The organism is Tritonibacter scottomollicae (assembly GCF_003003215.1).
Taxonomy (GTDB): Bacteria; Pseudomonadota; Alphaproteobacteria; order Rhodobacterales; family Rhodobacteraceae; genus Epibacterium; species Epibacterium scottomollicae.
The window spans coordinates 766,099-786,855 of the sequence record NZ_PVUF01000001.1; the positions used below are offsets into that span (position 1 = coordinate 766,099).

21 protein-coding genes and 1 tRNA gene are annotated in these 20,757 nt (G+C 63.3%); 15 read left to right on the forward strand and 7 right to left on the reverse strand.

Translation table 11 applies throughout. The features are described 5' to 3' along the window. Positions 1–39 precede the first annotated feature (39 nt). From CLV89_RS03630 to ribD, 4 genes are all read left to right on the forward strand, one after another. Positions 40–498, forward strand: a complete 459-nt coding sequence (locus CLV89_RS03630; RefSeq protein WP_106162237.1) for a hypothetical protein — start codon at positions 40–42, stop codon at positions 496–498. Between the two features lie 13 nt (positions 499–511). Beyond that, positions 512–931: a secondary thiamine-phosphate synthase enzyme YjbQ gene (locus CLV89_RS03635; protein WP_106162238.1), complete on the forward strand. Its 420-nt coding sequence runs from the start codon at positions 512–514 to the stop codon at positions 929–931. Positions 932–1,078: 147 nt separating this feature from the next. Next, positions 1,079–1,546 (forward strand): transcriptional regulator NrdR, encoded by a 468-nt coding sequence (gene nrdR, locus CLV89_RS03640; RefSeq protein WP_106162239.1) that lies wholly within the window; start codon positions 1,079–1,081, stop codon positions 1,544–1,546. Between the two features lie 47 nt (positions 1,547–1,593). Further along, positions 1,594–2,694 (forward strand): bifunctional diaminohydroxyphosphoribosylaminopyrimidine deaminase/5-amino-6-(5-phosphoribosylamino)uracil reductase RibD, encoded by a 1,101-nt coding sequence (gene ribD / locus CLV89_RS03645; protein WP_279327842.1) that lies wholly within the window; start codon positions 1,594–1,596, stop codon positions 2,692–2,694. A gap of 78 nt (positions 2,695–2,772) precedes the next feature. On the opposite strand, the gene CLV89_RS03650 is transcribed toward ribD, so the two are convergent. The 3 genes from CLV89_RS03650 to CLV89_RS03660 all read right to left on the reverse strand — a co-directional run bounded on the left by CLV89_RS03650 (position 2,773) and on the right by CLV89_RS03660 (position 7,344). Then, on the reverse strand, positions 2,773–4,812 hold the full coding sequence (locus tag CLV89_RS03650) for a capsular polysaccharide biosynthesis protein (protein WP_106162241.1): 2,040 nt from the start codon (positions 4,810–4,812) through the stop codon (positions 2,773–2,775). A gap of 6 nt (positions 4,813–4,818) precedes the next feature. Then, on the reverse strand, positions 4,819–5,946 hold the full coding sequence (locus tag CLV89_RS03655; protein ID WP_106162242.1) for a polysaccharide biosynthesis/export family protein: 1,128 nt from the start codon (positions 5,944–5,946) through the stop codon (positions 4,819–4,821). A gap of 105 nt (positions 5,947–6,051) precedes the next feature. Beyond that, positions 6,052–7,344 carry a capsule biosynthesis protein gene (locus CLV89_RS03660; RefSeq protein ID WP_106162243.1) on the reverse strand — a complete coding sequence of 431 codons (1,293 nt, stop codon included), beginning with the start codon at positions 7,342–7,344 and terminating at the stop codon, positions 6,052–6,054. 205 nt (positions 7,345–7,549) lie between these two features. On the opposite strand from CLV89_RS03660, the gene CLV89_RS03665 reads away from it, so the two are divergent. From CLV89_RS03665 to CLV89_RS03695, 7 genes are all read left to right on the forward strand, one after another. After that, a complete protein-coding gene (locus CLV89_RS03665) occupies positions 7,550–8,155 on the forward strand; it encodes a riboflavin synthase (RefSeq protein WP_106162244.1) in 606 nt (201 codons plus the stop codon). Then, positions 8,155–8,763 (forward strand): hypothetical protein, encoded by a 609-nt coding sequence (locus CLV89_RS03670; protein ID WP_106162245.1) that lies wholly within the window; start codon positions 8,155–8,157, stop codon positions 8,761–8,763. The genes CLV89_RS03665 and CLV89_RS03670 overlap by 1 nt, the downstream gene beginning before the upstream one ends. Before the next feature lie 667 nt (positions 8,764–9,430). Then, positions 9,431–10,555, forward strand: a complete 1,125-nt coding sequence (gene ribB / locus CLV89_RS03675; RefSeq protein ID WP_106162246.1) for a 3,4-dihydroxy-2-butanone-4-phosphate synthase — start codon at positions 9,431–9,433, stop codon at positions 10,553–10,555. Between the two features lie 14 nt (positions 10,556–10,569). Beyond that, a complete protein-coding gene (locus CLV89_RS03680) occupies positions 10,570–11,094 on the forward strand; it encodes a 6,7-dimethyl-8-ribityllumazine synthase (RefSeq protein WP_106162247.1) in 525 nt (174 codons plus the stop codon). A gap of 24 nt (positions 11,095–11,118) precedes the next feature. Next, the gene (gene nusB, locus CLV89_RS03685; protein WP_106162248.1) at positions 11,119–11,601 is read left to right on the forward strand and encodes a transcription antitermination factor NusB; all 483 of its coding nucleotides are present in this window, start codon (positions 11,119–11,121) and stop codon (positions 11,599–11,601) included. A 409-nt stretch (positions 11,602–12,010) separates the two neighbouring features. Continuing rightward, on the forward strand, positions 12,011–12,427 hold the full coding sequence (locus CLV89_RS03690; RefSeq protein ID WP_106162249.1) for a universal stress protein: 417 nt from the start codon (positions 12,011–12,013) through the stop codon (positions 12,425–12,427). Positions 12,428–12,467: 40 nt separating this feature from the next. Then, positions 12,468–14,117, forward strand: coding sequence for a BCCT family transporter (locus tag CLV89_RS03695; protein WP_106162250.1), 1,650 nt, complete (start codon positions 12,468–12,470; stop codon positions 14,115–14,117). Positions 14,118–14,191: 74 nt separating this feature from the next. Here the strand turns inward: CLV89_RS03695 and CLV89_RS03700 are convergent, their stop codons facing one another. Beyond that, positions 14,192–15,742, reverse strand: a complete 1,551-nt coding sequence (locus tag CLV89_RS03700; RefSeq protein ID WP_106162251.1) for an adenylate/guanylate cyclase domain-containing protein — start codon at positions 15,740–15,742, stop codon at positions 14,192–14,194. Between the two features lie 168 nt (positions 15,743–15,910). Here CLV89_RS03700 and CLV89_RS03705 point away from each other — a divergent pair, with 168 nt between their 5' ends. Together CLV89_RS03705 and CLV89_RS03710 are read left to right on the forward strand one after the other, a co-directional pair. Then, positions 15,911–16,231 carry a hypothetical protein gene (locus tag CLV89_RS03705; protein ID WP_106162252.1) on the forward strand — a complete coding sequence of 107 codons (321 nt, stop codon included), beginning with the start codon at positions 15,911–15,913 and terminating at the stop codon, positions 16,229–16,231. 416 nt (positions 16,232–16,647) lie between these two features. Continuing rightward, complete coding sequence (locus CLV89_RS03710) at positions 16,648–17,178, forward strand: MmcB family DNA repair protein (RefSeq protein ID WP_207796878.1); 531 nt, start codon at positions 16,648–16,650, stop codon at positions 17,176–17,178. 109 nt (positions 17,179–17,287) lie between these two features. Here the strand turns inward: CLV89_RS03710 and CLV89_RS03715 are convergent, their stop codons facing one another. Both CLV89_RS03715 and CLV89_RS03720 read right to left on the reverse strand, forming a co-directional pair. Beyond that, positions 17,288–18,322 carry a chemotaxis protein CheA gene (locus tag CLV89_RS03715; protein ID WP_106162253.1) on the reverse strand — a complete coding sequence of 345 codons (1,035 nt, stop codon included), beginning with the start codon at positions 18,320–18,322 and terminating at the stop codon, positions 17,288–17,290. Between the two features lie 263 nt (positions 18,323–18,585). Continuing rightward, on the reverse strand, positions 18,586–18,774 hold the full coding sequence (locus CLV89_RS03720; protein WP_106162254.1) for a DUF6324 family protein: 189 nt from the start codon (positions 18,772–18,774) through the stop codon (positions 18,586–18,588). Positions 18,775–19,058: 284 nt separating this feature from the next. Between CLV89_RS03720 and CLV89_RS03725 the strand changes: the two genes are divergently transcribed. Further along, positions 19,059–19,135: transfer RNA gene (locus tag CLV89_RS03725), tRNA-His, on the forward strand. 222 nt (positions 19,136–19,357) lie between these two features. Here the strand turns inward: CLV89_RS03725 and CLV89_RS03730 are convergent. Next, positions 19,358–19,666, reverse strand: coding sequence for a DUF6476 family protein (locus tag CLV89_RS03730; protein WP_106162340.1), 309 nt, complete (start codon positions 19,664–19,666; stop codon positions 19,358–19,360). On the opposite strand from CLV89_RS03730, the gene CLV89_RS03735 reads away from it, so the two are divergent. Beyond that, positions 19,665–20,702: an RluA family pseudouridine synthase gene (locus CLV89_RS03735; protein WP_106162255.1), complete on the forward strand. Its 1,038-nt coding sequence runs from the start codon at positions 19,665–19,667 to the stop codon at positions 20,700–20,702. The genes CLV89_RS03730 and CLV89_RS03735 overlap by 2 nt on opposite strands. Positions 20,703–20,757: the final 55 nt, after the last annotated feature.

Sequence of the window (20,757 nt, forward strand, 5' to 3'; positions counted from 1 at the left end):
CATTTTGGGCAACCGGCTTCGGCTACAAGGATATTCCCAATGCCCATTCGTCCTCGCACCCTTTCTCGTGTCTTCGCCCTGCCGTTGATTGCCGCGACAGCTGTCCTCGCGGGGTGCAGCGTACCGCAAGGCTTGGGCCCGCAAGCAGATTACTTCTCCTCGCGCGCGATGGCCCGCATCTACGCGCTGGAGGATGGCAGCTTTGAGGTGGTGCCGGAAATCGGCGCGGAGGGCGCCGCCTACTGGTGTGCTGCCTCGGAATACGCCCGCCGTGCGCTTGGGGCAGGGTGGTCGCAGGACATCTATGTCGCCAAAGGACGCGCGCCCAGCACGGTCAGCGGACGCATCGACAGTGTGACCTTCACGCTCGCCCCCGTGGCGCGAGAGGGCGGCCCGCGCCCGTTCATCAGTACCTTTGGCTTCAAACCGGGCGATAACTTCAGCGTCTCCAGTGGCGACAGCTTCTGCCGCGATATCGAACCGCTGCCGTTCTTCTGAGACTGGCCTGGTGATGCAGCAACAGGAGCTTGAGGTCGCGACGCGCGGGCAGGGGCTGTATGAGGTAACCCGTCATGTGCAGCGCTTCGTGGCGCACAGCGGCGCTGCGCGGGGCCTGCTGACGCTCTTTGTGCGGCATACCTCCTGTTCGCTGCTGATCCAGGAAAACGCCGACCCGGAGGTGCAAACGGACCTTCTGGCCTATTTCGCGCGATTGGTGCCGCCCTCCAGCCACCCCGACATGGGCTATCTGCGTCACACCTACGAGGGTCCGGATGACATGCCGGCCCACATCAAGGCGGCGATGATGCCGGTCAGCCTGTCGATCCCGGTGTCGGAGGGGCAGATGGTGCTGGGCACCTGGCAGGGCATTTACCTGTTCGAGCATCGCGATGCACCGCACAGCCGCCGGATCTTTGCCCATCTGTCGTGAAAACAGGGCGCTCGCACTCCGGATCGCGCCAAGGTCTTGCGGTTGAATTTCCCCTCTACCCAAACCCTAGCTGCTCCCCTATAGTTGTGGATAACTGCGCAAGCCTGCGCACTAGAACGATTTATCTCGAGGGAAGGGAGCCGGCGGATGCGCTGCCCATTTTGCGGAAATGTCGACACGCAAGTGAAGGATTCGCGCCCGGCGGAGGATCACGTCTCGATCCGGCGGCGTCGGTATTGCCCGGCCTGTGACGGGCGGTTCACCACCTATGAACGGGTGCAGCTGCGCGATCTCGTGGTGATCAAGACCAACGGCAAGCGCGAGGATTTTGACCGCGACAAACTGGAACGCTCGATCCGCATCTCGATGCAGAAACGCCCGGTTGATCCCGAGCGCATCGACCAGATGATCTCCGGCATCGTGCGTCGGCTTGAGAGCATGGGCGAGACGGATATCGGCTCCAAGAAGATCGGTGAAATCGTGATGGAGGCGCTGGCCCGCATCGACACCGTGGCCTATGTTCGCTTTGCAAGCGTCTACAAGAATTTCCAGGCGGCCGATGACTTTGAGGACTTTGTCCACGAGCTGCGTCCACCGATCCAGCCCGAGACGTAACGCCCGGCCCCGCGGCCTGCCAACAGCCTGGGGAAAGGTCTGATCCAGTGAGCACTCGCGACCATCGTTTCATGGGACTTGCCCTCTCGCTCGGGCGGCGTGGGCAGGGCCGAACATGGCCAAACCCTGCGGTGGGCTGTGTCGTCGTGAAGGATGGCCGTGTCGTGGGCCGGGGCTGGACCCAACCCGGCGGACGCCCCCATGCCGAAGCCATGGCTCTGGCACAGGCGGGCGAGGGCGCGCGCGGCGCCACTGCCTATGTCAGCCTTGAACCCTGCTCCCACCACGGCAAGACGCCGCCCTGCGCCCAGGCGCTGATCGATGCGGGCATTGCCCGCGTGGTCGCCGCCATAGAGGATAGCGACCCCCGGGTCAGCGGTCAGGGCTTTGAGATGCTGCGCGCCGCCGGCGTCACCGTGACCAGTGGCATCCGCGCAGATGAGGCCGGCTTTGATCACGAGGGCTTCTTTCTCAAGACAGAACAGGGCCGCCCCTTTGTGACGCTGAAGCTGGCCTCCAGCTTCGATGGGCGCATCGCCACCGGATCGGGGCAGAGCCAATGGATCACCGGCCCGGAGGCCCGCCGCGTCGTGCATGCGATGCGCGCCCGCCATGATGCGGTGATGGTCGGGGCCGGGACGGCGCGGGCGGATGATCCCTCGCTCACCGTGCGCGATCTCGGCATCGACGATCAGCCCGCCCGGGTGGTGGTCTCGCGCCATCTTGACCTTCCCTTGATGAGCAAACTCGCCCGCAGCGCCAGGGAGGTCCCGCTCTACCTCTGCCATGGCACTGGTGCCGATGCGGAACGGCTGCGCGCCTGGGAGGGACTGGGCGCGACGCTTCTGTCCTGCAGCGCGCTTGGCACCCAGATCGACCCGCATGACCTGCTGCAACAACTGGGCAGCGCCGGTTTGACCCGGGTGTTCTGCGAGGGCGGCAGCGCGCTGGCTGCGACGCTCTTGGCGCATGATCTGGTGGACGAGCTGGTCGGCTTTACCGCCGGTCTCAGCATCGGCGCCGAAGGCCTGCCCTCGATCGGTGCGCTTGGCATCGGCCGCCTCGACGAGGCCCCGAGGTTTGAGCTGGTGGAGACCCGCGCTATCGGCGCTGACATCCTGCACCGCTGGCGCCGCCCCCAAAGCTAACGTCATAGCGCCCGCGGCGCCCTCTTCATCTTTTTTGAAAATACCTCGGAGCGCGAGGCAGAGCCTCGCATCCTGCGCTCAGCGCCAGAGCGGCGCAAAGGAGGCCAGAAGCCCCTGCAGTTTCGACAGGCTGCGGTTCACGCCACCCGGCGCGGGCAGATCCCCGGCGATCAACCGATCCACCGCAACCTCCGGCGAGCACGGCAGGTTGGACAGGGGGTCGAAGTAGCGCGGATAATCTATCAGCGCCGCATGGGCGAGGCTCAGGATGCCGGGGCGCACATCGCGCCAGTGCGGCGCTTCCAGCCGGTCGCGGGTCAGCCCCCAACCCGCATAGAACGGCAGGCCGACGCAGGTCACCGGCACCCGGCGCAACAGCGCCTCGAACCCCAGAAGCGAGGTCATGGTCCAGACCTCATCCACGCTGTCGATCAGCGCCGCCGGATTGGCCTGTTCGGCCACCACATCGGCCCAACTCTCAGCGGACTTGATGCGCCCCTTGCGCAGACCCGCCTCTACATCGGGGTGCGGTTTGTAGATCACCACCGCGTTGGGTCGCGCCGCGCGCACCGCTTGCAGCAGCTTCATATTGGTGTTGATCTTGCCCGCGCCAAGCCGGATCGAGGCGTCATCCTCCACCTGACCGGGCACCAGCACCCGGTGGCCCTTGGGCAGATCCGGCAGGTCGCCGTCGAGGTTGTATTTCGTCACCTCATGTTTGATCAGCCGCATCACCAGTGTTTCCACTCGCCGCTCCTGCTGCGGCGTCAGGCTCACGCGCTCGCGGATCAGATCGTCCAGATCACTCTGCCGGGTGGGGTCGTAGTAGATGCCCTGCCGGTCCAGTACCAGCGATAGCGGCGGCACCAGCTCCGCCCCCAGCCCGCGTGAGCGCAAAAAGCCGTCCTCCAGGTGATGCGCGCCAGCGTGGTCCTTGGTGGCCTTGCTGGCCCAGACCATCCAGTTCTTGCCGCTCTTCCTTGCGGTCTTGGTCTTTTCGGTGAAGGTCATGCGCTTGTGCTGACCAAAGAAGCGCTGCAACGGCGCACGTTTCCACAGCCGCATCTCGGAGGCCGCCCAGCCCGCACGATCCTCGCGCCAGGCGCGCACCTGCGCCTCCAGCGAGTCGATCACCAGCTCCAGCGGGCAGAGCCGGTCGTGATGGGGATCATACCATGTGGGGTAGAGGATCATTGCGGCGGCAAACAATTGCGCGCGGGTCAGGCGGCGGTTCCGGCCGGGCGGGGGAAACTCGTCCTGTGTCAGCCCCCAGCCCGCATAGAACGGCTGGCCAAAGATGCGCGGCCGATGCCCCGAAAGGATCGCCTCGAACCCCAGCTGCGACGACACGGTGTAGACGCCCACCGCGCCCTCCAGCAGCAGATGGGGCGAGACGGGCGCGTCGAACAGCTCCACCCGGTCATTGGCATGGCGGGCATCGAAATAGCCCTCGCGGTGGCCCTGCGAGGTCTCCGGATGGGTTTTGATGAGGATACGCGCACCGGGGTTTTCCTCCTGCGCGAACGCCAGCATTTCCTGAAACCGCCCCTGATCGGCGCCGGGAAAGGGGATCGAGGCCCTGACCGAGGCATCCTCGCGCAGCTGATCCACCACCAGCACATAGCCGGGCTCGGGCGGCGGTACATCCGGGTGAAAGGCGTTGTATTTGCTCAGGTGGGCGTCCTGCAGGCGGGCCATGCAATCCCGCGCCCGTTTCATCAGGGCGCTGTCATCGAGCGGGTGGTCTTTCAGCAGCGTGACCAGATCGCTCGACAGTGAGGGGTCAAAATGCACGCCGGTGCGGTCGATCAACAGGCCCAGCGGCGGCTCGCCCCTGCGGCCCGGATAGACCGAGCGCAAAAAGGCGTCCTCGATCCGCACCAGCGGCGCGCCATGCTCTTCGGCGATCTTGCGGCCCCGGTGGGCGGTGGGGCTGTCGCCCCAGATGCCGACCTGATCGCCCTCCTTGGGCAGGCCAAGGCTGATGTCGTACCCGGCGAGATCAAGGATACGCCGGACACGCTTCTGGGTCAGAAAACCACCGTTATAGACGAACAACCGGGAGCGTTGGCTCCCGGTTTCTGTGGTGTCTGGATGCGGCGAAGGCGCGTGCATCATGCTGGCTTAGCTGCCGCCGAACAGGGTCTCGACACTGGCGGCGGTGGACAGCGGGCTGGTCAGCAGCGACAGCGTCTTGGTCCACTGCGCATAGGGCGCTTCGGTCACATAGATGGTGTCGCCATCGCGGATCACGAAGTCCCGCGCGATGAACAGACCGTTCGGCTGGGTGAGGTTCAGCACATAGACCATCCGCTGCGCGCCGATCAGATCGTCGCGGCCCAGCACCTGGTTGGAGATCTCTGGCGCCTCGTTGCGGAACACAAACACGCCGGTGGGATCGGAGGCGGTGGCAATGAGCCCGCCAACCTGTGCGATGGCCTCGAGTGCGGAGAGGTTCTGGCTGTCGAAGGGCACACGCGCCTGTGCGGCGGTGGCGCCGAGTGCGGTGAAGGAGCGGGTATCGCCCTCAACCAGGATCTTGTCACCGTTGCGCAGCGCGATATCGAGTTCCGGGTGATCGTAGAGATCCTCGAACCAGATGGTGCCGGTATGGCCGCCGCGAATGACGGAGACCTGCGCAATCTCGGGTTCGATCGCCACACCACCGGCCTGCGCCAGCATTGTGGCCAATGTGCGGGTGGGCCGTTCGATCGGGTAGACGCCCTGTGCGCCAACGGCGCCGGTCAGGCTGACAGTGGCGCCATCACCGGCGAGGCGACGCACCTGCACCTGCGGGTCTGGGGTCTGATCCTCGAGCTTCTTGGTGATCGCTTCACGCAGCTGTTCCGGGGTGTTGCCGGAGGCGCGTACACGACCTGCGTAGGGCACAAAGATATTGCCCGCGCCATCGACCTGCACTTCTTCGAGCAGGGTGGCGTTGGCGCCGGTGCTGGCCAGAAGGCCGTCATCGACGTTTTCCCAGATCGTCAGGCCGAGGATATCGCCGGGACGAATGATGTCGGAGGTCAGCACCGATGCATTGGTGAACTGATTGGAAAATCCAAGCGCCGGCACAACGGCGGTTGCGCGGGCGACGCGGTCATTCACGGCGACGACAAAGGCGTCGCCCTGTTTTTGCACGGAGCCTGCAAAGATCTGGCGTTTGCTGGGGCCTACCTTGGGCAGGCCGCATGATGCTGCGAGGGCAACCGCAGCCAGCAAGGCCACGGGGCGCGCCCATCGAAAATGCATGGGTTTCACTGCTCGGTCTCCTCGACCTATTTTTATTTTGCCTCAAGTTTTGAGTGTAAGGTAGCCGAGTGTCACGCGAAAATCCAGCACGACCTGTAGCCGAGGTCAGGTCACGAGGCGCAAGTGTTGCCGTGGCGCTGCTGTGCCGGTGAGGAACGCGTCATAGGGGTCCTCGGACGAGAGCATCATATCGACCACCTGCCGCAACAGCTGTCGCCGTCCGGAGCGCGAGTAGAAGCCGCCGGGAAACTGTGAGGTTTCCAACAAATAGCGGCGATACTGCTGGTAGGCTGGGCCGTCCGGGCGTTTCGGCGTGCGAAAAAACTCCGGCAGGGGCTGGGTGGAGACAAAGTCCGGCTTGTCATAGACCGCGCGGCCAAACACCTTCAGCGGCAATCCACGCCAGAGCACCTGCTGCCCGGCAGTGGAATTCACCGTGACAGCGGTGCGGGCCTCGTTCAGGAGCGCGGCGAGTTTGCCACCGCGCACATAGTGGACCCGCCCCTTGATCCCGTGCTGCGCGGCAAGGCGGCGAAGCTCGCGGCGGATCGGGGTGCGACCATCTTCCAGCGGATGCGCCTTGATCACGAGGTGATGATGCTGCGGCGCGCCTTCGGCAAACCCCGATATCACCAGGTCCAGAAACTCGGTCATGGTGGAGAAGGGCGAATGGGCCTGAAAGGCGCTGTCATGCTCCAGCTGCAGAAGGGCCAGGTGATAGGGAAAGCCACCGCCGGTGATGCGGGCCGTCGCGATCCGACGGTCCAGCGCATGTAGAGGCATCAGCAGCAACCGTTTCAGGTAGAGCTGAAATTCCTTGGTCACCGACAGGGCACGATGGGGGCGGAAGTTCCGGTATCCCCGGTTCCAGAACATCACGAACCAGTGATAGAGCGCGCCATACATCACATGCTGGCGGGTATCCCCCCAGCGGGCGGGGGGCAGGGGCGTGTCCATCGCGCTTTGGGCCAGCGCCTGTTCCATCTGCGCCACCGGCATCTCCATCAGGCGCGAGTTGCCGTTGGAGCCGTCACGCTCATAGGTGACCCAATAGGGGCGCAGATAGCCTTCCTCGAACACATGCAGGGTGATGCCGCGGGCGCGCGCGATCTTCGCCGCCTCGGCGTGCACGGGGCGGGTGTCGCCATAGAGCACGATATCAGTGACCGCATGCGTCTGCAGCAGCTCGATGAGCCGCGCGGGCCAGTCGGCCAGCGGATCAGTATAGGCGATGTAGCTCTTGCGGTCCGGCCAGAATACCCGGTCGCCAGCGTTGAAGCCGACCCGGTGCACGCTGCAGCCTGCGGATTGCAACATGCGGCCAAGCGCGCCGAAGAACGGCCCATGCGGGCCTTGCAGGAACAGGAAGCTGCGTGTTGGGCGCGGGTCTTGCGGCATATGTGCTCGATCTGGCCTCTTGACGGGCTGTGGGCGCTGCTGAATTTGGCAGCATGGTTAGGGCGGTTTTAACCGCAATCTAGGGTGAAAGTATGACCATATGCTTTCCTTGGGCAAGCAGGCTCTTGAGCCGGGGGCGGGCAGGGGCTAGCTACTTTGCAAGAAGCGCCCGAGGATGGGCGCGCGACGTTGAAGGAGACCGCCCATGTTCACCGGGATCATCACCGATGTGGGAACCATCACCGAGCTGGAGCAGGAGGGCGACCTGCGCGCCCGCATCCGCACCGCCTATGACACCAGCGGCATTGACATGGGCGCCTCGATTGCCTCGGACGGGGTCTGCCTGACCGTGGTGGCGCTCGGGGCGGACTGGTACGATGTGCAGATCTCGGCCGAGACCACCTCCAAGACCAATATCGACGCGGCGGGCAACCACAAGGGCTGGTATGTCGGCAAGCGGGTCAATCTGGAACGCGCCCTCAAGGTGGGCGACGAGCTGGGTGGCCATATCGTCTCCGGCCATGTGGATGGCGTGGCGGAGGTCGTAGGGCTGCGCGACGAGGGCGACAGCACCCGGGTGACCCTGCGCGCGCCCAAGGAGCTGGCCCGGTTCATCGCGCCCAAGGGCTCGGTTGCGCTCAATGGCACCTCGCTGACGGTGAATGAGGTGGAGGGCTGCGATTTCGGCATCAACTTCATCCCGCACACCAAGGAGGTGACCACCTGGGGCGATGTCAGCCTGGGGGATCTGGTCAATCTGGAGATCGACACGCTGGCGCGCTACGTGGCGCGGCTGCAGGAGAGCCTCTGATGGCGTCTGGCTCGGGTGCGGGCGCTGGAGTGGGCACAGGATCGGTGCCGGGGCTGGGGCATAACGGCGGCCCGAGCATGGAGCCGGGCATGATCTGGCGCACCCATGCCTGGCGGTCGGCGCAGAAGAAGCTGATGCCCAACACCATTCCCAAACTGGTGCTGCAGATGCGCCTGAAGCGCGCCGCCGAGCTGGGCATGGATTACAAGACCTATGCCAAGGTGCGTCAGACCTCCGGTCAGGATGTGCTGGGGCTGTTGTTCTCCTCCAACGCGCTGGGCCTTCTGCGCGATCCGCATCTGCCCGAGGGCAAGGGAGCGGCGCTGGCGCGGGTGGCGCATGCCGGGCGTCTGGCGCTGGTCTATCGCCCGCTGGCCGCAGAAGCGGTGGCCCGCGTGAACACGCAGCTCGACGCAGTGGGTCCGGCGCCGGTCTTCACCGAAGGCTGGGGCGCGATGCGCGAGAAGGTGCAGGGCGTGATGCGCCAGCGCGGCCTGTCCGGTGCCTCGGTGGTGGTGATCGGGGATGCGCCGCTGGAGCGGGAATGGAGCACCGCGGGTCGCGCGGCGGCCTATCTGACCGCAGCGGAATATTTCGGCGCCGCCTGAACCGGACGCGTGGACAGGCCTTTGGCCGGGAGCGCCGTGTGGCGTCCCGCTGTGGTCATGAGGTCTGCGATCTGCGCTCATTGTGAAATTAAAGAGGCTGGATCGTCGTGGAGGTCGGCTTTCTGATAGGTGACCTGTTTGTGGTTGGCCTATCCTATGTGGCCTGTCGGATAAGGATGGCGGCGCCGCCACAATGGGCGGAGGTGGCCGGGAATATCTTCCCGCGTGCTCAACGTTATCTCTGCACTGCCCCCAATATCAGGGAGCCGGTTCCTGGGTGTGGCCGGGGATTTTACACCCGGCAAATGATCGCGATCCGGTCCACTTTAGCCCGCCGGTCTTGATATGCTGCCACCAGGGCGCGCGCCGCCTGCGCAACGGGATGCGAGGCTCTGCCTCGCGCTCCGAGATATTTCTGAAAAGCTGAAGAGATCTGAGCCCTGCCGACGTCCTGCGGCAGATAGCACAGGGTGCAGAGGTCGACGGGCGAGGCGTGTTTTATCAAAAATCCAGGCGATTTGGTGCGCTGTTGCGCCGGTGACGTGCGCGCATGTGCCGTTTGTGGGGCTGGTGTTTGAGGCGTCTGTCCGCTATTCCGACCGGCACAACAGTGGCGCGGGAGGGCCGATCCGACCGCGCGCCCTCTCGAGCGAAAGGCCTGCCGCCCATGAGCTATGAAACGCCCGGTCCCGTCGAAGCTGAACTGCGCGACGCCATCAGCCCCATCGAAGAGATCATCGAGGAAGCCCGCAAGGGCAAGATGTATATTCTGGTGGATCACGAAGATCGCGAAAACGAGGGCGATCTGGTCATCGCGGCGGAGTTTGCCGATGCGGATGCGATCAACTTCATGGCCACACATGGACGTGGGCTGATCTGCCTGCCGATGACCGCCGAACGGGTTGATCATCTTGGTCTGCCGATGATGGCGGTGAACAATTCCTCGCGCCATGAGACGGCCTTTACCGTGTCGATCGAGGCGCGCGAAGGGGTCTCCACCGGGATTTCTGCCGCCGACCGGGCGCTGACCGTGGCCACCGCCATCAACGAACAGAACACCATGGCGGCGATTGCCACGCCGGGCCATGTGTTCCCGCTGCGTGCCAAACGTGGTGGAGTGCTGGTGCGCGCCGGTCATACCGAGGCGGCGGTGGATATCTCCCGTCTGGCGGGGCTCAAACCTGCCGGTGTGATCTGCGAGATCATGAAGGAAGACGGCACCATGGCGCGGCTGCCGGATCTGGTGGCCTTTGCCAAGCAGCATGACATGAAGATCGGCACCATCTCCGACCTGATCTCCTATCGCACCAAGAACGACAATCTGGTGGATGAGACCGGGCACTCCACCGTCACCTCGGAGCATGGTGGCGACTGGGAGATGCGGTTGTTCACGGATCAGACCCATGGCGTTGAGCATGTGGTGCTGATCAAGGGGGACATCACCACCGACGCGCCGGTTCTGATCCGCACCCATGCGCTGCATGAGGCGTCTGATCTGCTGGGGCTGGGCCCCAAGCCCGCCGGCGAGCTGCCGCGGGCGATGGAGCTGATCGCCGAGGAAGGCCGCGGTATGGTCTGCCTGTTCCGCCAGCCGCGCAACGCGCTGTATGCTGCCGAGGATGACGGGCCGCGCACCATCAAGCAGACCGGCCTTGGGGCGCAAATTCTGAACAAACTGGGAGTGGAAGAGTTGATTTTGCTCACCGACTCGCCTGAAACCAAATACCTTGGCCTGGATGCCTATGGGCTGTCGATCGTCGGCACCCGTCCCATCCTGTCCACTGACAGCTGAAGGAGGCCCGCACCATGGCCGGACAAGAAAACCACTACATCCTGCCGCGCCCGGACTTCGACAAGCCGGTGAAGCTGCTGATCGTCGTCTCGCCCTATTACAAGGACATCGCCGACAATATGGTCGCCGGGGCCGTGGCCGAGATCGAGGCGGTGGGCGGCACATATGAGCTGGTCGAGGTGCCCGGCGCGCTGGAGATCCCCACCGCGATCGGCATTTCTGATCGCGCGTCGAACTTTGACGGGTTCGTGGCGCTGGGCTGTGTGATCCGCGGTGAGACCACCCATTACGACACGGTCTGCAATGACAGCTCGCGCGCCATTCAGCTCTTGGGTCTGCAGGGCCTGTGCATCGGCAATGGCATCCTGACAGTGGAAAACCGCAAACAGGCCGAGGTGCGCGCCGATCCTGCCGATCAGAACAAGGGGGGCGGTGCGGCCGCTGCAGCCTTGCATCTGATCGCGCTGGCGCGTAAATGGGGCGCCCAGACCAAGGGAGTCGGCTTCAAGCCTGCGTCCGACTCCTATCGGCTCGCTTAATCTCAAAAACGGATCACCCTCGCCATGACCTCGACAGACGCCCCGAAACCGGGAAAGAACAAGACGCAGGCCCGCTCTGCGGCCCGGCTCTATGCGGTACAGGCGCTGTTCCAGATGGAGCATAGCGACCAGTCCTTCGACAAGGTGATCGCGGAGTTCGAAAACCACCGGTTCGGAGCCATCTACGAGGAAGGCGAATTTGCCGAGGGCGACAGCAAACTGTTCCGCAAGCTGCTGAAGGATGCGGTCAACCATCAGGCCAAGATTGACCAGATGACCGACCGGGCGCTGGTGGCAAAATGGCCGATCGCCCGTATCGACCCGACATTGCGGGCGCTGTTTCGCGCCGCTGGTGCCGAATTCGTCGAGAGCGATACGCCGGTGAAGGTCGTCATCAATGAATATGTCGACATCGCGCGTGCCTTCTTTCCGGAGGGGAAAGAGCCGAGCTTTGTCAATGCGGTGTTGGACCACATGGCCCGCGAGGCGAAGCCGGAGGCGTTCTGACGGGCCGCTCACGCTGCGCGGTTTGCTCTGTCTGTTCTCGAAACATTTGCACAACTTGATCCAAGAGCGCGCGCTGGCGCGCTCTTTTTGTTTGTGGCGTCATTGCAGGGCGGTGGCAGGGGAGTGCGCCGGGGCAAGACGCACCTGGCGCTGCGTTCTGACATCCGTGTCGGTCGGTGCGGCGCGCATTGATGATGCATTAATGCGACGGGTTGTTGACGCTTTGCGACGCGCGGACGCGCTACTGGCCCGCCAACACGCATATTATCCACAGTAAACAACCAGTTGTTTGCTTTGCCCCGCAAAACCTGTCAGCTTATAGGCCAAGGACAGTCGTTCCAATTGCGGGAACCGACTGCCGACCCGGAAACAAAAACGCCCACCGGGGCTGCCAGAAACAGGAGGGGAAATGTTTCAGAAAATAGTCGTGCCAGTGGACCTGGCGCATGAAGCCGCATTGCAGAAAGCGCTGCAAGTGGCGGTAGGGATGGCGAAGGCCCATTCGGCCGAGCTGTGTTATGTCGGAGTGGCCTCGGCCACTCCGGGCGGTGTTGCCCGCACGCCGGAGGAATATAAGGAAAAGCTGGAGAAATTCGCCGAAAGCCAGTCCGCCAACCATGGGGTGCAGGCCAGCAGCCACGCCATCATGACCCATGATCCCTCGACGGATCTCAACAAGGCGCTGGAGCAGGCGATTGCCGACCTCAAGGCGGATCTTGTTGTCATGGCCACGCATGTTCCGAATATCTCGGATTACATCTGGGCCGGTCACGGTGCCCATGTTGCTGCCCATAGCACCGCGTCGGTGCTGTTGGTGCGGGATTGACTGACATCGAATTGAAACTCCGAAACGAAAGGCGGCACACATGACCGACCAAACGCCGGAACCATCTGACGGCATCCCGAGCCCGGATGGCGCGTCACATATCATCGACACGGAATATGAAATCGGCCAGGACAATGTTGAAGGGTCAGTTGGCCCGTTTGGATTTGACATCCACAACCCTGTCTTTGCGATCTCTGGCATGGCCATCGTGGCCTTTGTCTTCTACACGCTGGCCCTGCCAGAGCAGGCGGGCTCAGTGTTCAGCTGGCTGTTCAGCTCGGTGACCAAGGGCTTTGACTGGTTCTTCCTCGGTGCCGCGAATATCTTTGTGATCTTCTGTCTGTTCCTGATCGTGACGCCCTTTGGCAACGTGCGACTGGGCGGCACCGAAGCAGAGCCCGACTACAGCTACATCGGCTGGTTCGCGATGTTGTTCGCCGCAGGCATGGGCATTGGCCTGATGTTCTACGGCGTGTCCGAGCCGCTGAGCCACTTTGGCACCTCCATGGGAGGGATCAGCGAAGAAGGCGGCGTGCGCACCGACTGGGCGCCGCTTGGCGGGGCTGCGGGCAATGAGGCCGAAGCGATGCGTCTGGGCATGGCCGCGACGATCTTCCACTGGGGTCTGCACCCCTGGGCGATCTACGCTGTTGTGGCACTGGCGCTGGCCCTGTTCAGCTATAACAAGGGTCTGCCGCTCACCATCCGCTCTGCCTTCTACCCGATCTTTGGCGATGCGGTCTGGGGCTGGGTTGGTCACGTGATCGACATCCTGGCGGTGTTTGCAACGCTCTTTGGTCTGGCGACGTCGCTTGGCTTTGGCGCGACGCAGGCCAACGCAGGCCTGAATGAGCTGTTCGGCATTGCGGTCAACTCCACGACCGAAGTGATCCTGATTTCCGCCATTACCGCGATCGCACTTGTGTCGGTGATGCGGGGCCTTGATGGCGGCGTGAAGATCCTGTCCGAGATCAACATGGGTCTGGCCTTCGTGCTGCTGATCTTTGTGCTGCTGGTGGGGCCGACCGTGTTCCTGCTGTCGCTGTTCTGGGATTCGCTCTTGGCCTATCTTCAGTATCTGCCGGCGCTGTCGAACCCGGTGGGGCGTGAGGACGTCAACTTCAGCCAGGGCTGGACCTCGTTCTACTGGGCGTGGTGGATCTCCTGGTCGCCGTTTGTGGGCATGTTCATCGCCCGCGTCAGCCGTGGCCGCACCGTGCGGGAATTCATCACCTGCGTGCTTTTGATCCCGTCGATGGTCTGCGTGCTGTGGATGAGCGTCTTTGGCGGCACCGCAATGTTCCAGGTGATCAACGATGGCTACACAGCTGCGCAAGAGGCTGACCTGCCGGTGAAGCTGTTCAAGATGCTCGACGTGATGCCGCTGGCCGGGATCACCTCGCTGGTGGGCATCGTGCTGGTCATCGTGTTCTTTGTGACCTCCTCGGACTCCGGTTCGCTGGTAATCGACACCATTACTGCGGGTGGCAAAGTCGACGCCCCGGTGCCGCAGCGTGCCTTCTGGTGCATCTTTGAGGGCGCGGTGGCGATCGTGCTTCTGCTGAGCGCCGGAGGCCTGCAGTCGCTGCAGTCGATGGTGATCTCCACCGGTCTTCCGTTCACGGTGGTGCTGCTGGTGATGTGCTACGCGATCCTGCGGGGCCTGATCAGCGAGCGCAAGAACACCTGAGCCGCAACGCTTTTGTGAAACGAGAAACGGCGCCCCGGATCGGGGCGCCGTTTTGCATTTCTGGTGGGGTGGGGTCAGCCTTTGGCCGGCTTGTCCAGAAGCGCCTGCAACTGGCTGCGCGTCGCTTCGTCCAGCCGGTCCAGATGCACCGTCAGGCTTTTGCCGTCGGTGCTGGTCTCGGTGGGCGGCAGGTTGCCCGCACGGCCCGGCGCAATGGCATAGGGGTGCACGTCGCGGGTGATGCCCTTGAATTGCATTGGCGGCATCGGCTCGGCGGCCACGAAGTCGCGCACATGGGCGTAGGTTTCATGGCTCATCACGATGCCGCCGGGCTCCGCCGCCGCTTCCAGCCGCGCCGCCAGGTTCGCCTCGGCGCCGATGATGGTATAATCCATCCGCGCCTCCGAGCCGAAGTTGCCGACGTTGCAATAGCCGGTGTTGATGCCGATGCGGGCGCGGAAGGGGCGGTCGATGCCGCGGGCCCGCCACTCCTGTTCCAGTTCCGCAAGCCGCTCCTGCATCTCCAGCGCCATGCGCACGCAGGCACGGGCGTCTTCGGCAGTGCCCAGGGTTTCCGGATCGCCGAAGAAGGCCACGATGGCATCGCCGATGAACTTGTCGATGGTGGCGCCATGCCGCGCGGCAATCGTCGACATCTCGGTGAAATACTCGTTGAGCAGCGCCGTCAGCTCTTCGGGCTGCAGCGTCTCGGCGGTCTGGGTGAAATCCTTGATGTCGGAAAAGAACACCGTGAGCTTCTTACGCTCGGTCGAGATCGAGGCGTCCTTCTCGCCGGAAAAGATCGACCGATAGACCTGCGGCGACAGGTAGCGCGAAATTTTCATGGAAATGCCGGCGAGGAATTCATTGTTGGAGGTCAGCTCCTCGCTGATCTTGCGGAAGCGCTGTGCCAGTCGCAGCTGATGCAGGGCGAACAGGATGCCAAGCCCGCCGACAATCAGCATGTAGAGCAGCAGGTGGCTGAAGGAGAGCAGGCTGGTCGCCACCTGTTGGCCGATGTTGTAGGATTGGATGCCGCGGATATCGCCCACCTGCCAGTCGGTCTTGGTGCTGTCGGGGTGACTGTTGTGGCAGGACACGCAGGTTTCTTCCATCACCACCGGCGTCACCATGGTCAGATTGTGAGAGAACAGACCGGCGTGTTCGTTGCGAAAGAACAGCATGGGGTCGGTGGCGCCAGTCCGATATTGCTCGAGCGCGCGTTGTTCTGCCGGTGTCAGCGTCACCGCCTGTCGTCCCGCGAAAGGGTAGTCCGAGGCGAAGCGGTAGGAGACGTTGAGGCCGCGATCTGCGATCTCTTCTCCCAGCTCGATCGACATGGTGGCCGGGATCGGGATCGCGCCGTTGCGATCATGGTAGTCATGGGTGGCAAGGGTCGGTGCCTCCGCATCCAGTCGAGCCACCACGTTTCGGCTGTAATAGCCGCGCACGGTGTCCAGAACCGCATCCAGCGTCTTGCCCTGACGCCGCAGCGACTGATCGGTGATTGCCATCAGGTCCAGCCAGACCACCACTGGCAGGGCGAGGATCGCCAGTGCAAGCGCCCAGTTGATCAGGTGAGGCCGGGCGATGAACAGGCGCCCGAACTGGCGTTTGAGTGACATTTCTGGATATTCCTTGCACGACTGGCGGATTGCGGCGGCGCCTGAAACGCAGGCGGTGTTTCGAGTTATACGGCAGCGCCCGGTAAAATCGTCGCAGTTTCTTTGCAGGACTGGACCAAACCATGGGTACGCCCTAGATTTTAAGGCACACAAGCAGTGGAGGATGCCATGCCGGAACTGATCAAGCTTTATATTCGCAGCGCTCTCTGGGGGCTGGTTCTGGCGGCCATCTTTGTCGCTATTTTGCTGTGGTTCAACGTCGCGAACCTCGGCGCGTTGGTGTTCGGATCCGATGCGGGCATTGTTGCGGTGCTGGCGCTCTGGATTTCCAACGCTGTGGTGTTTGGTGGGGTGCAGTTCGGTTTCAAGATCATGGCGATGGCGGAACGGGACGACACGCCGCGGGGTGGCATGTCCATCGGCCCGGAACTGAAGCCAGCACTTGTGCCTGCCAAATCCGCAAAGCCGGGCAAGGCGCGCCGCGCCTGACAGGTGCCGGATGTTGCCGGCGTGCGCGATGGCGCGAGACAACGCGGGTGATGCACTTTCAATCCGTCAAAGGCCGCGCTTCGGGCGCGGCTTTTTGCTGCTGTGCTCTTGGACTGGGGAAAGCGGCGGGAACCACCAGTCAACCGTGCGGCTTTGATTCCCGGGGACCTGTATGTACAGGTGGGCGCCAGATAAACGGACCAGGGTCCGAACAGAGCCAGCTCCCTTGGGATTGCTTAAGGCCACTGGAATGCTGCCTGTCACGAGAAGGGCAGAACCCGCCTGACCGTCTACCTAGTGCGCCGAGGGGCGCGGCACAAGGGGCAGGGGCATTTCGAGGACTTGATTTTCGTTCATGAATTGTTCACCCTTGCGGAATGACAGATCCATACGCGGAACAGGACGCGTTTGACGCCATGGCGGCGCAGGACGCAGAGCGGGCCGATCCGGCGACGGATGGACCGGAGATCGCGCTCCAGCCGGGGCAGCGTCTTGCGCGGGGCGTCAGCCGCTACCTGCTATCCATGGGCTTTGCATCGGTCGAGGAGTTCGTCCCTGAGCGTGGCCTGCGTGTCGACGTGATGGCGCTTGGCCCGAAAGGGGAGCTGTGGGTGGTAGAGTGTAAATCCAGCCGCGCGGATTTTCAGGGCGATGCGAAATGGCAGGGCTACCTGGAGTGGTGTGATCGCTATTTCTGGGCCGTCGATGTGGACTTCCCGACGGAGCTGTTGCCGCCGGACACCGGCCTGATCATTGCCGATGCCTATGACGCCGAGGTTGTCCGTATGGGGCCGGAGCAGAAGGTTGCACCTGCCCGGCGCAAGAAGATGATCCAGAAATTTGCCATGGATGCAGCGCGCCGCCTGCAGCGCCTGCGGGACCCGCGTCCGGGGCGTGATGGTGCGCTGTTGATGCCGATGGGCGACCCCGAGGCGGGGAGCCACTGAGAGCACCGCAGACAGAACCACTGACAGAACCGCATTGCTCCGCGGCATCCTCCCGGGGGGAGCGCGCGCTCAGGCAGCGATAACAGCCACCCGTAGCGGACGCGATCTGTCAGGCCGTCAGATCCATTGCAGCCTTGGCCGGGGGAACGATGTAGATAATGTCGCTATGACCATCAAGCTGCAGCGCCATGATCTGTTGTTGCTCTGCGGCGGCGGCGGCCTCGCGGGCCGGATCGCGTTCAAATGGCTTTGGCGCAACGGTCAAGGAGGACGCGGGGTCCGTCGCGGGGCCAACATTGGGCCGCTTGGCAGGGTCTGACATGACCATGCGCGGGACCGGCGCGCGGTCGCCACGCGTCGAGGTTTGCGCCGCAGCGGTGGCGTCAGACAGCGCTCCTGTCAGCCCGACGCTCTCATCCGAAAACAGCGCTGCGCCCTGCGCGTCGCGAGAGGCCTGTTGCTGCGCGTAAGCCTTTTGGGCCAGTGCGATCAGTTCGGCACTGGCACGCTGCTGATCTTCGGTCAGGGGCAGGCTTATCACGGCATTCGATGTCATGTGGTCTCCTGAAGGTCGGGTCTGCGCAGGCGAAGACCGGTCGAAGCCAGTGGCGTCTGCGCCATTCCGCGCCGGGGCGGCTGTATCCTGTGGCGGGCGTCCGACGATGATCACGCCATCATCCATGACATAGATCACCCGCGGCGCACTGGCGGATGAGGCATCCGATGCGGTGGTTGCAGCCGTCGGGGATTCTGCCTCCGACGGACGGCTGTCCGGCATACTGCCAGACTGCTGCATTGCCGTGCCGGATGGGAACACCGCGAGGGCGTCCATGTTCTCCACCGGCTTGGCAGGCAGGTCGGCGGACTGAGAACGCAGAAAGCTAAGCACCTTCTCCATCTGGTCTACCGTATCCGAAATCTGGTTCATCGCCGAACGCCAGCCCGGCTCCGGCGGTTTTGACACCTGGTCGATCAGTTTTTCGCGCGCCCGGCGGGCCTGCGAGACATGGTTTTGCAGCTGATTGGTGGTCAGGCTCTCCGAGTCTGACAGAGAGAGCGCGGCGGCATGCGGCCCGTTGGCCGACGCGATCGCGCCGGGCAAGGTCACCATGAGGCCCATCGGCGGGGTCGTAAAATGATACATTACACACGCTCCAAGTAGAAACTTGACGTTTCTTAATCATTTGGAGGTGGAGGTTAACACAGGCCTAACTTCCGTAAACGGAACCGGTAAAATTGAACGAATTAAGCCGCTTATAGCGGGCTGTTAGCCAGTTAACCCAAGCGGCTATCGGTAATTTTGCGGTCGGTTTTGTGGCGGCGAGACGGCATGGAGCGGACATGAAAAAGCCGGGCACCTGGCCCGGCCATCTTCCGACCACATATCGGCGCTGCGCTGGCCTGTTGTCAGGAGCTGACGGACCGGGCTGCATGTGCTGCCGCACGAATTTCGTCAGCAATTTCCTCGGCTTCTTCCGGCTCGAAGTCCATCGGAACCTCCACGCCGTCGGCCTCGATGAAAATCCGGACCATGCCTGCATCGGTTGGGCCGATCTGCATGTTCGCCTCAATGTCACGTTCGGTGTTGATACCCATCTGCGGCTCCTTTGGGCGGCGTTTTGTAGTGAGGACCTGTGCTAGACTGCAGGCCCTTAAAAAGCAAGATGTTGCCCGGCTTCGGGCACAGCTGTCCACTGCTTTGCCGATTGGCGCGCGTGCTGAGGCAGGGAATCACCTCAGCTGGCCCCCGCATTCTGCGCTGGCAGGGAGGGGCAGTCAGCTCTGCGAACATGCTGACAAACCAGAATTCCTCTTTGTGCAAAAAACTTGTGACATGGGCTCTTGCGCTCCGATTTTCTGTGTTGTAAATGGCCCTCAGTGCCGCCTTAGCTCAGTTGGTTAGAGCGCTTGATTGTGGATCAAGAGGTCCCTGGTTCGAGACCAGGAGGTGGTACCATCCCCCCCAAAAAAAACGCATATAGACGCGATGATGTACTGCAGAGTGTAGCGTTCAGCTGCTTTTTGTGTGGGTCTTGCGGGCGTTCATCATGGTGTGACCGGCGGCGCCTTGGGGCGAGCGGGGATGCCGCGCTACACACGGCCACGGGACGGTTTGCGACGGGCATGTCTCGCGCCGGACATGCATTGGGCGCTGATGGCTGGGGTCGTTGGTTCCGGATCAGTCGAGCGTCAGGCTCTGACGTACGTCGCCGCTGGTGGCATCCAAGATCAGGATCTGGTCATCCGTGGTAACCACGGCGATCCAGCCGCTGCCGAAGGTGACAGCCCGTGCGGTCGTGCCTTCGGGCAGGGAAATCTCTGCCGGTAGCTGCGGTCTGTCCGGTTCATCCGACAAACGGATGACAAGCAGTGCGATTACCACTAGAACCCCGCCCACCATGATCACGGTCAGCGTGGTCACGAGACGCCGCAGAAACTTCAGCTGCGCCGGTTCGTCTTGGTTCTCAGGCTCGGAAGGAAGTGTCATGGCCAGCCGCCGCATTGAATTTGTGATCGCGGACAACCCGCCCAAGCGGCTTGATAAAGCCATTGCACGCGATGTGCCAGAGGAAGCGAGCCTGTCGCGCACCCGATTGGCGCGATTGATCGAAAGCGGCGGTGTCGCGGTGGATGGTCAGGCGGTCACAGAGCCCAAGGCGCGGGTGGCCGAGGGGGCAGAGATCGTGATCACCGTGGAGGAGGCCGAGGACAGCCATATCGGCCCGGAGGACATCCCGCTCGACGTGATCTATGAGGATGACGATCTGATCGTCATCAACAAACCGGCGGGCATGGTGGTGCATCCGGCGCCGGGCAGCCCCTCGGGGACATTGGTCAACGCTTTGCTGCATCACTGCGGCGCGGATCTGTCCGGGGTCGGGGGCGTGAAGCGGCCGGGCATCGTGCATCGCATCGACAAGGAGACCTCTGGGCTGCTGGTGGTTGCCAAGTCGGATGTGGCGCATCAGGGGCTGGCGGCGCAGTTCGAACGCCACACCGTGGAGCGGTATTATCAGGCGCTGTGCTACGGGACGCCGGATGGCAATGATCCCCGGCTGCGCGGGGTGCGCGGCGCCAGCTTTGAGCCGGGGCATATCCTGAAGATCACCACCCAGCTGGCGCGTCACCGGACGGATCGACAAAGGCAAGCGGTCTTTTTTGAGGGCGGGCGTCACGCCATCACGCGGGCTCGCATCATCGAGGCCTTTGGCACGCCGGCGGTGGCCTCGCTGGTGGAATGCTGGCTGGAGACGGGGCGCACCCATCAGATCCGGGTGCATCTGGCGCATGCCGGACATAGCCTGCTGGGCGATCCGACCTATGGTGGCAAGCGCAAGATTTCCCCCAAGGCGCTGAGCGCGGCAGGTGTGGCGGCGGTCGACGGGTTCTCCAGGCAGGCGCTGCACGCTGCGGTGCTCGGGTTCAAACACCCGGTGAGCGGAGAGATGCTGCGTTTCGAGGCGCCCTTGCCGGATGACATGCAGGGGCTGATCACGGCGTTGCGCTTGCCGGTTGCGCGCTGAGGTCATCATCGGCGTCTACCTGACGACCCCGTGAATCCTGGTAAATATTGACTGC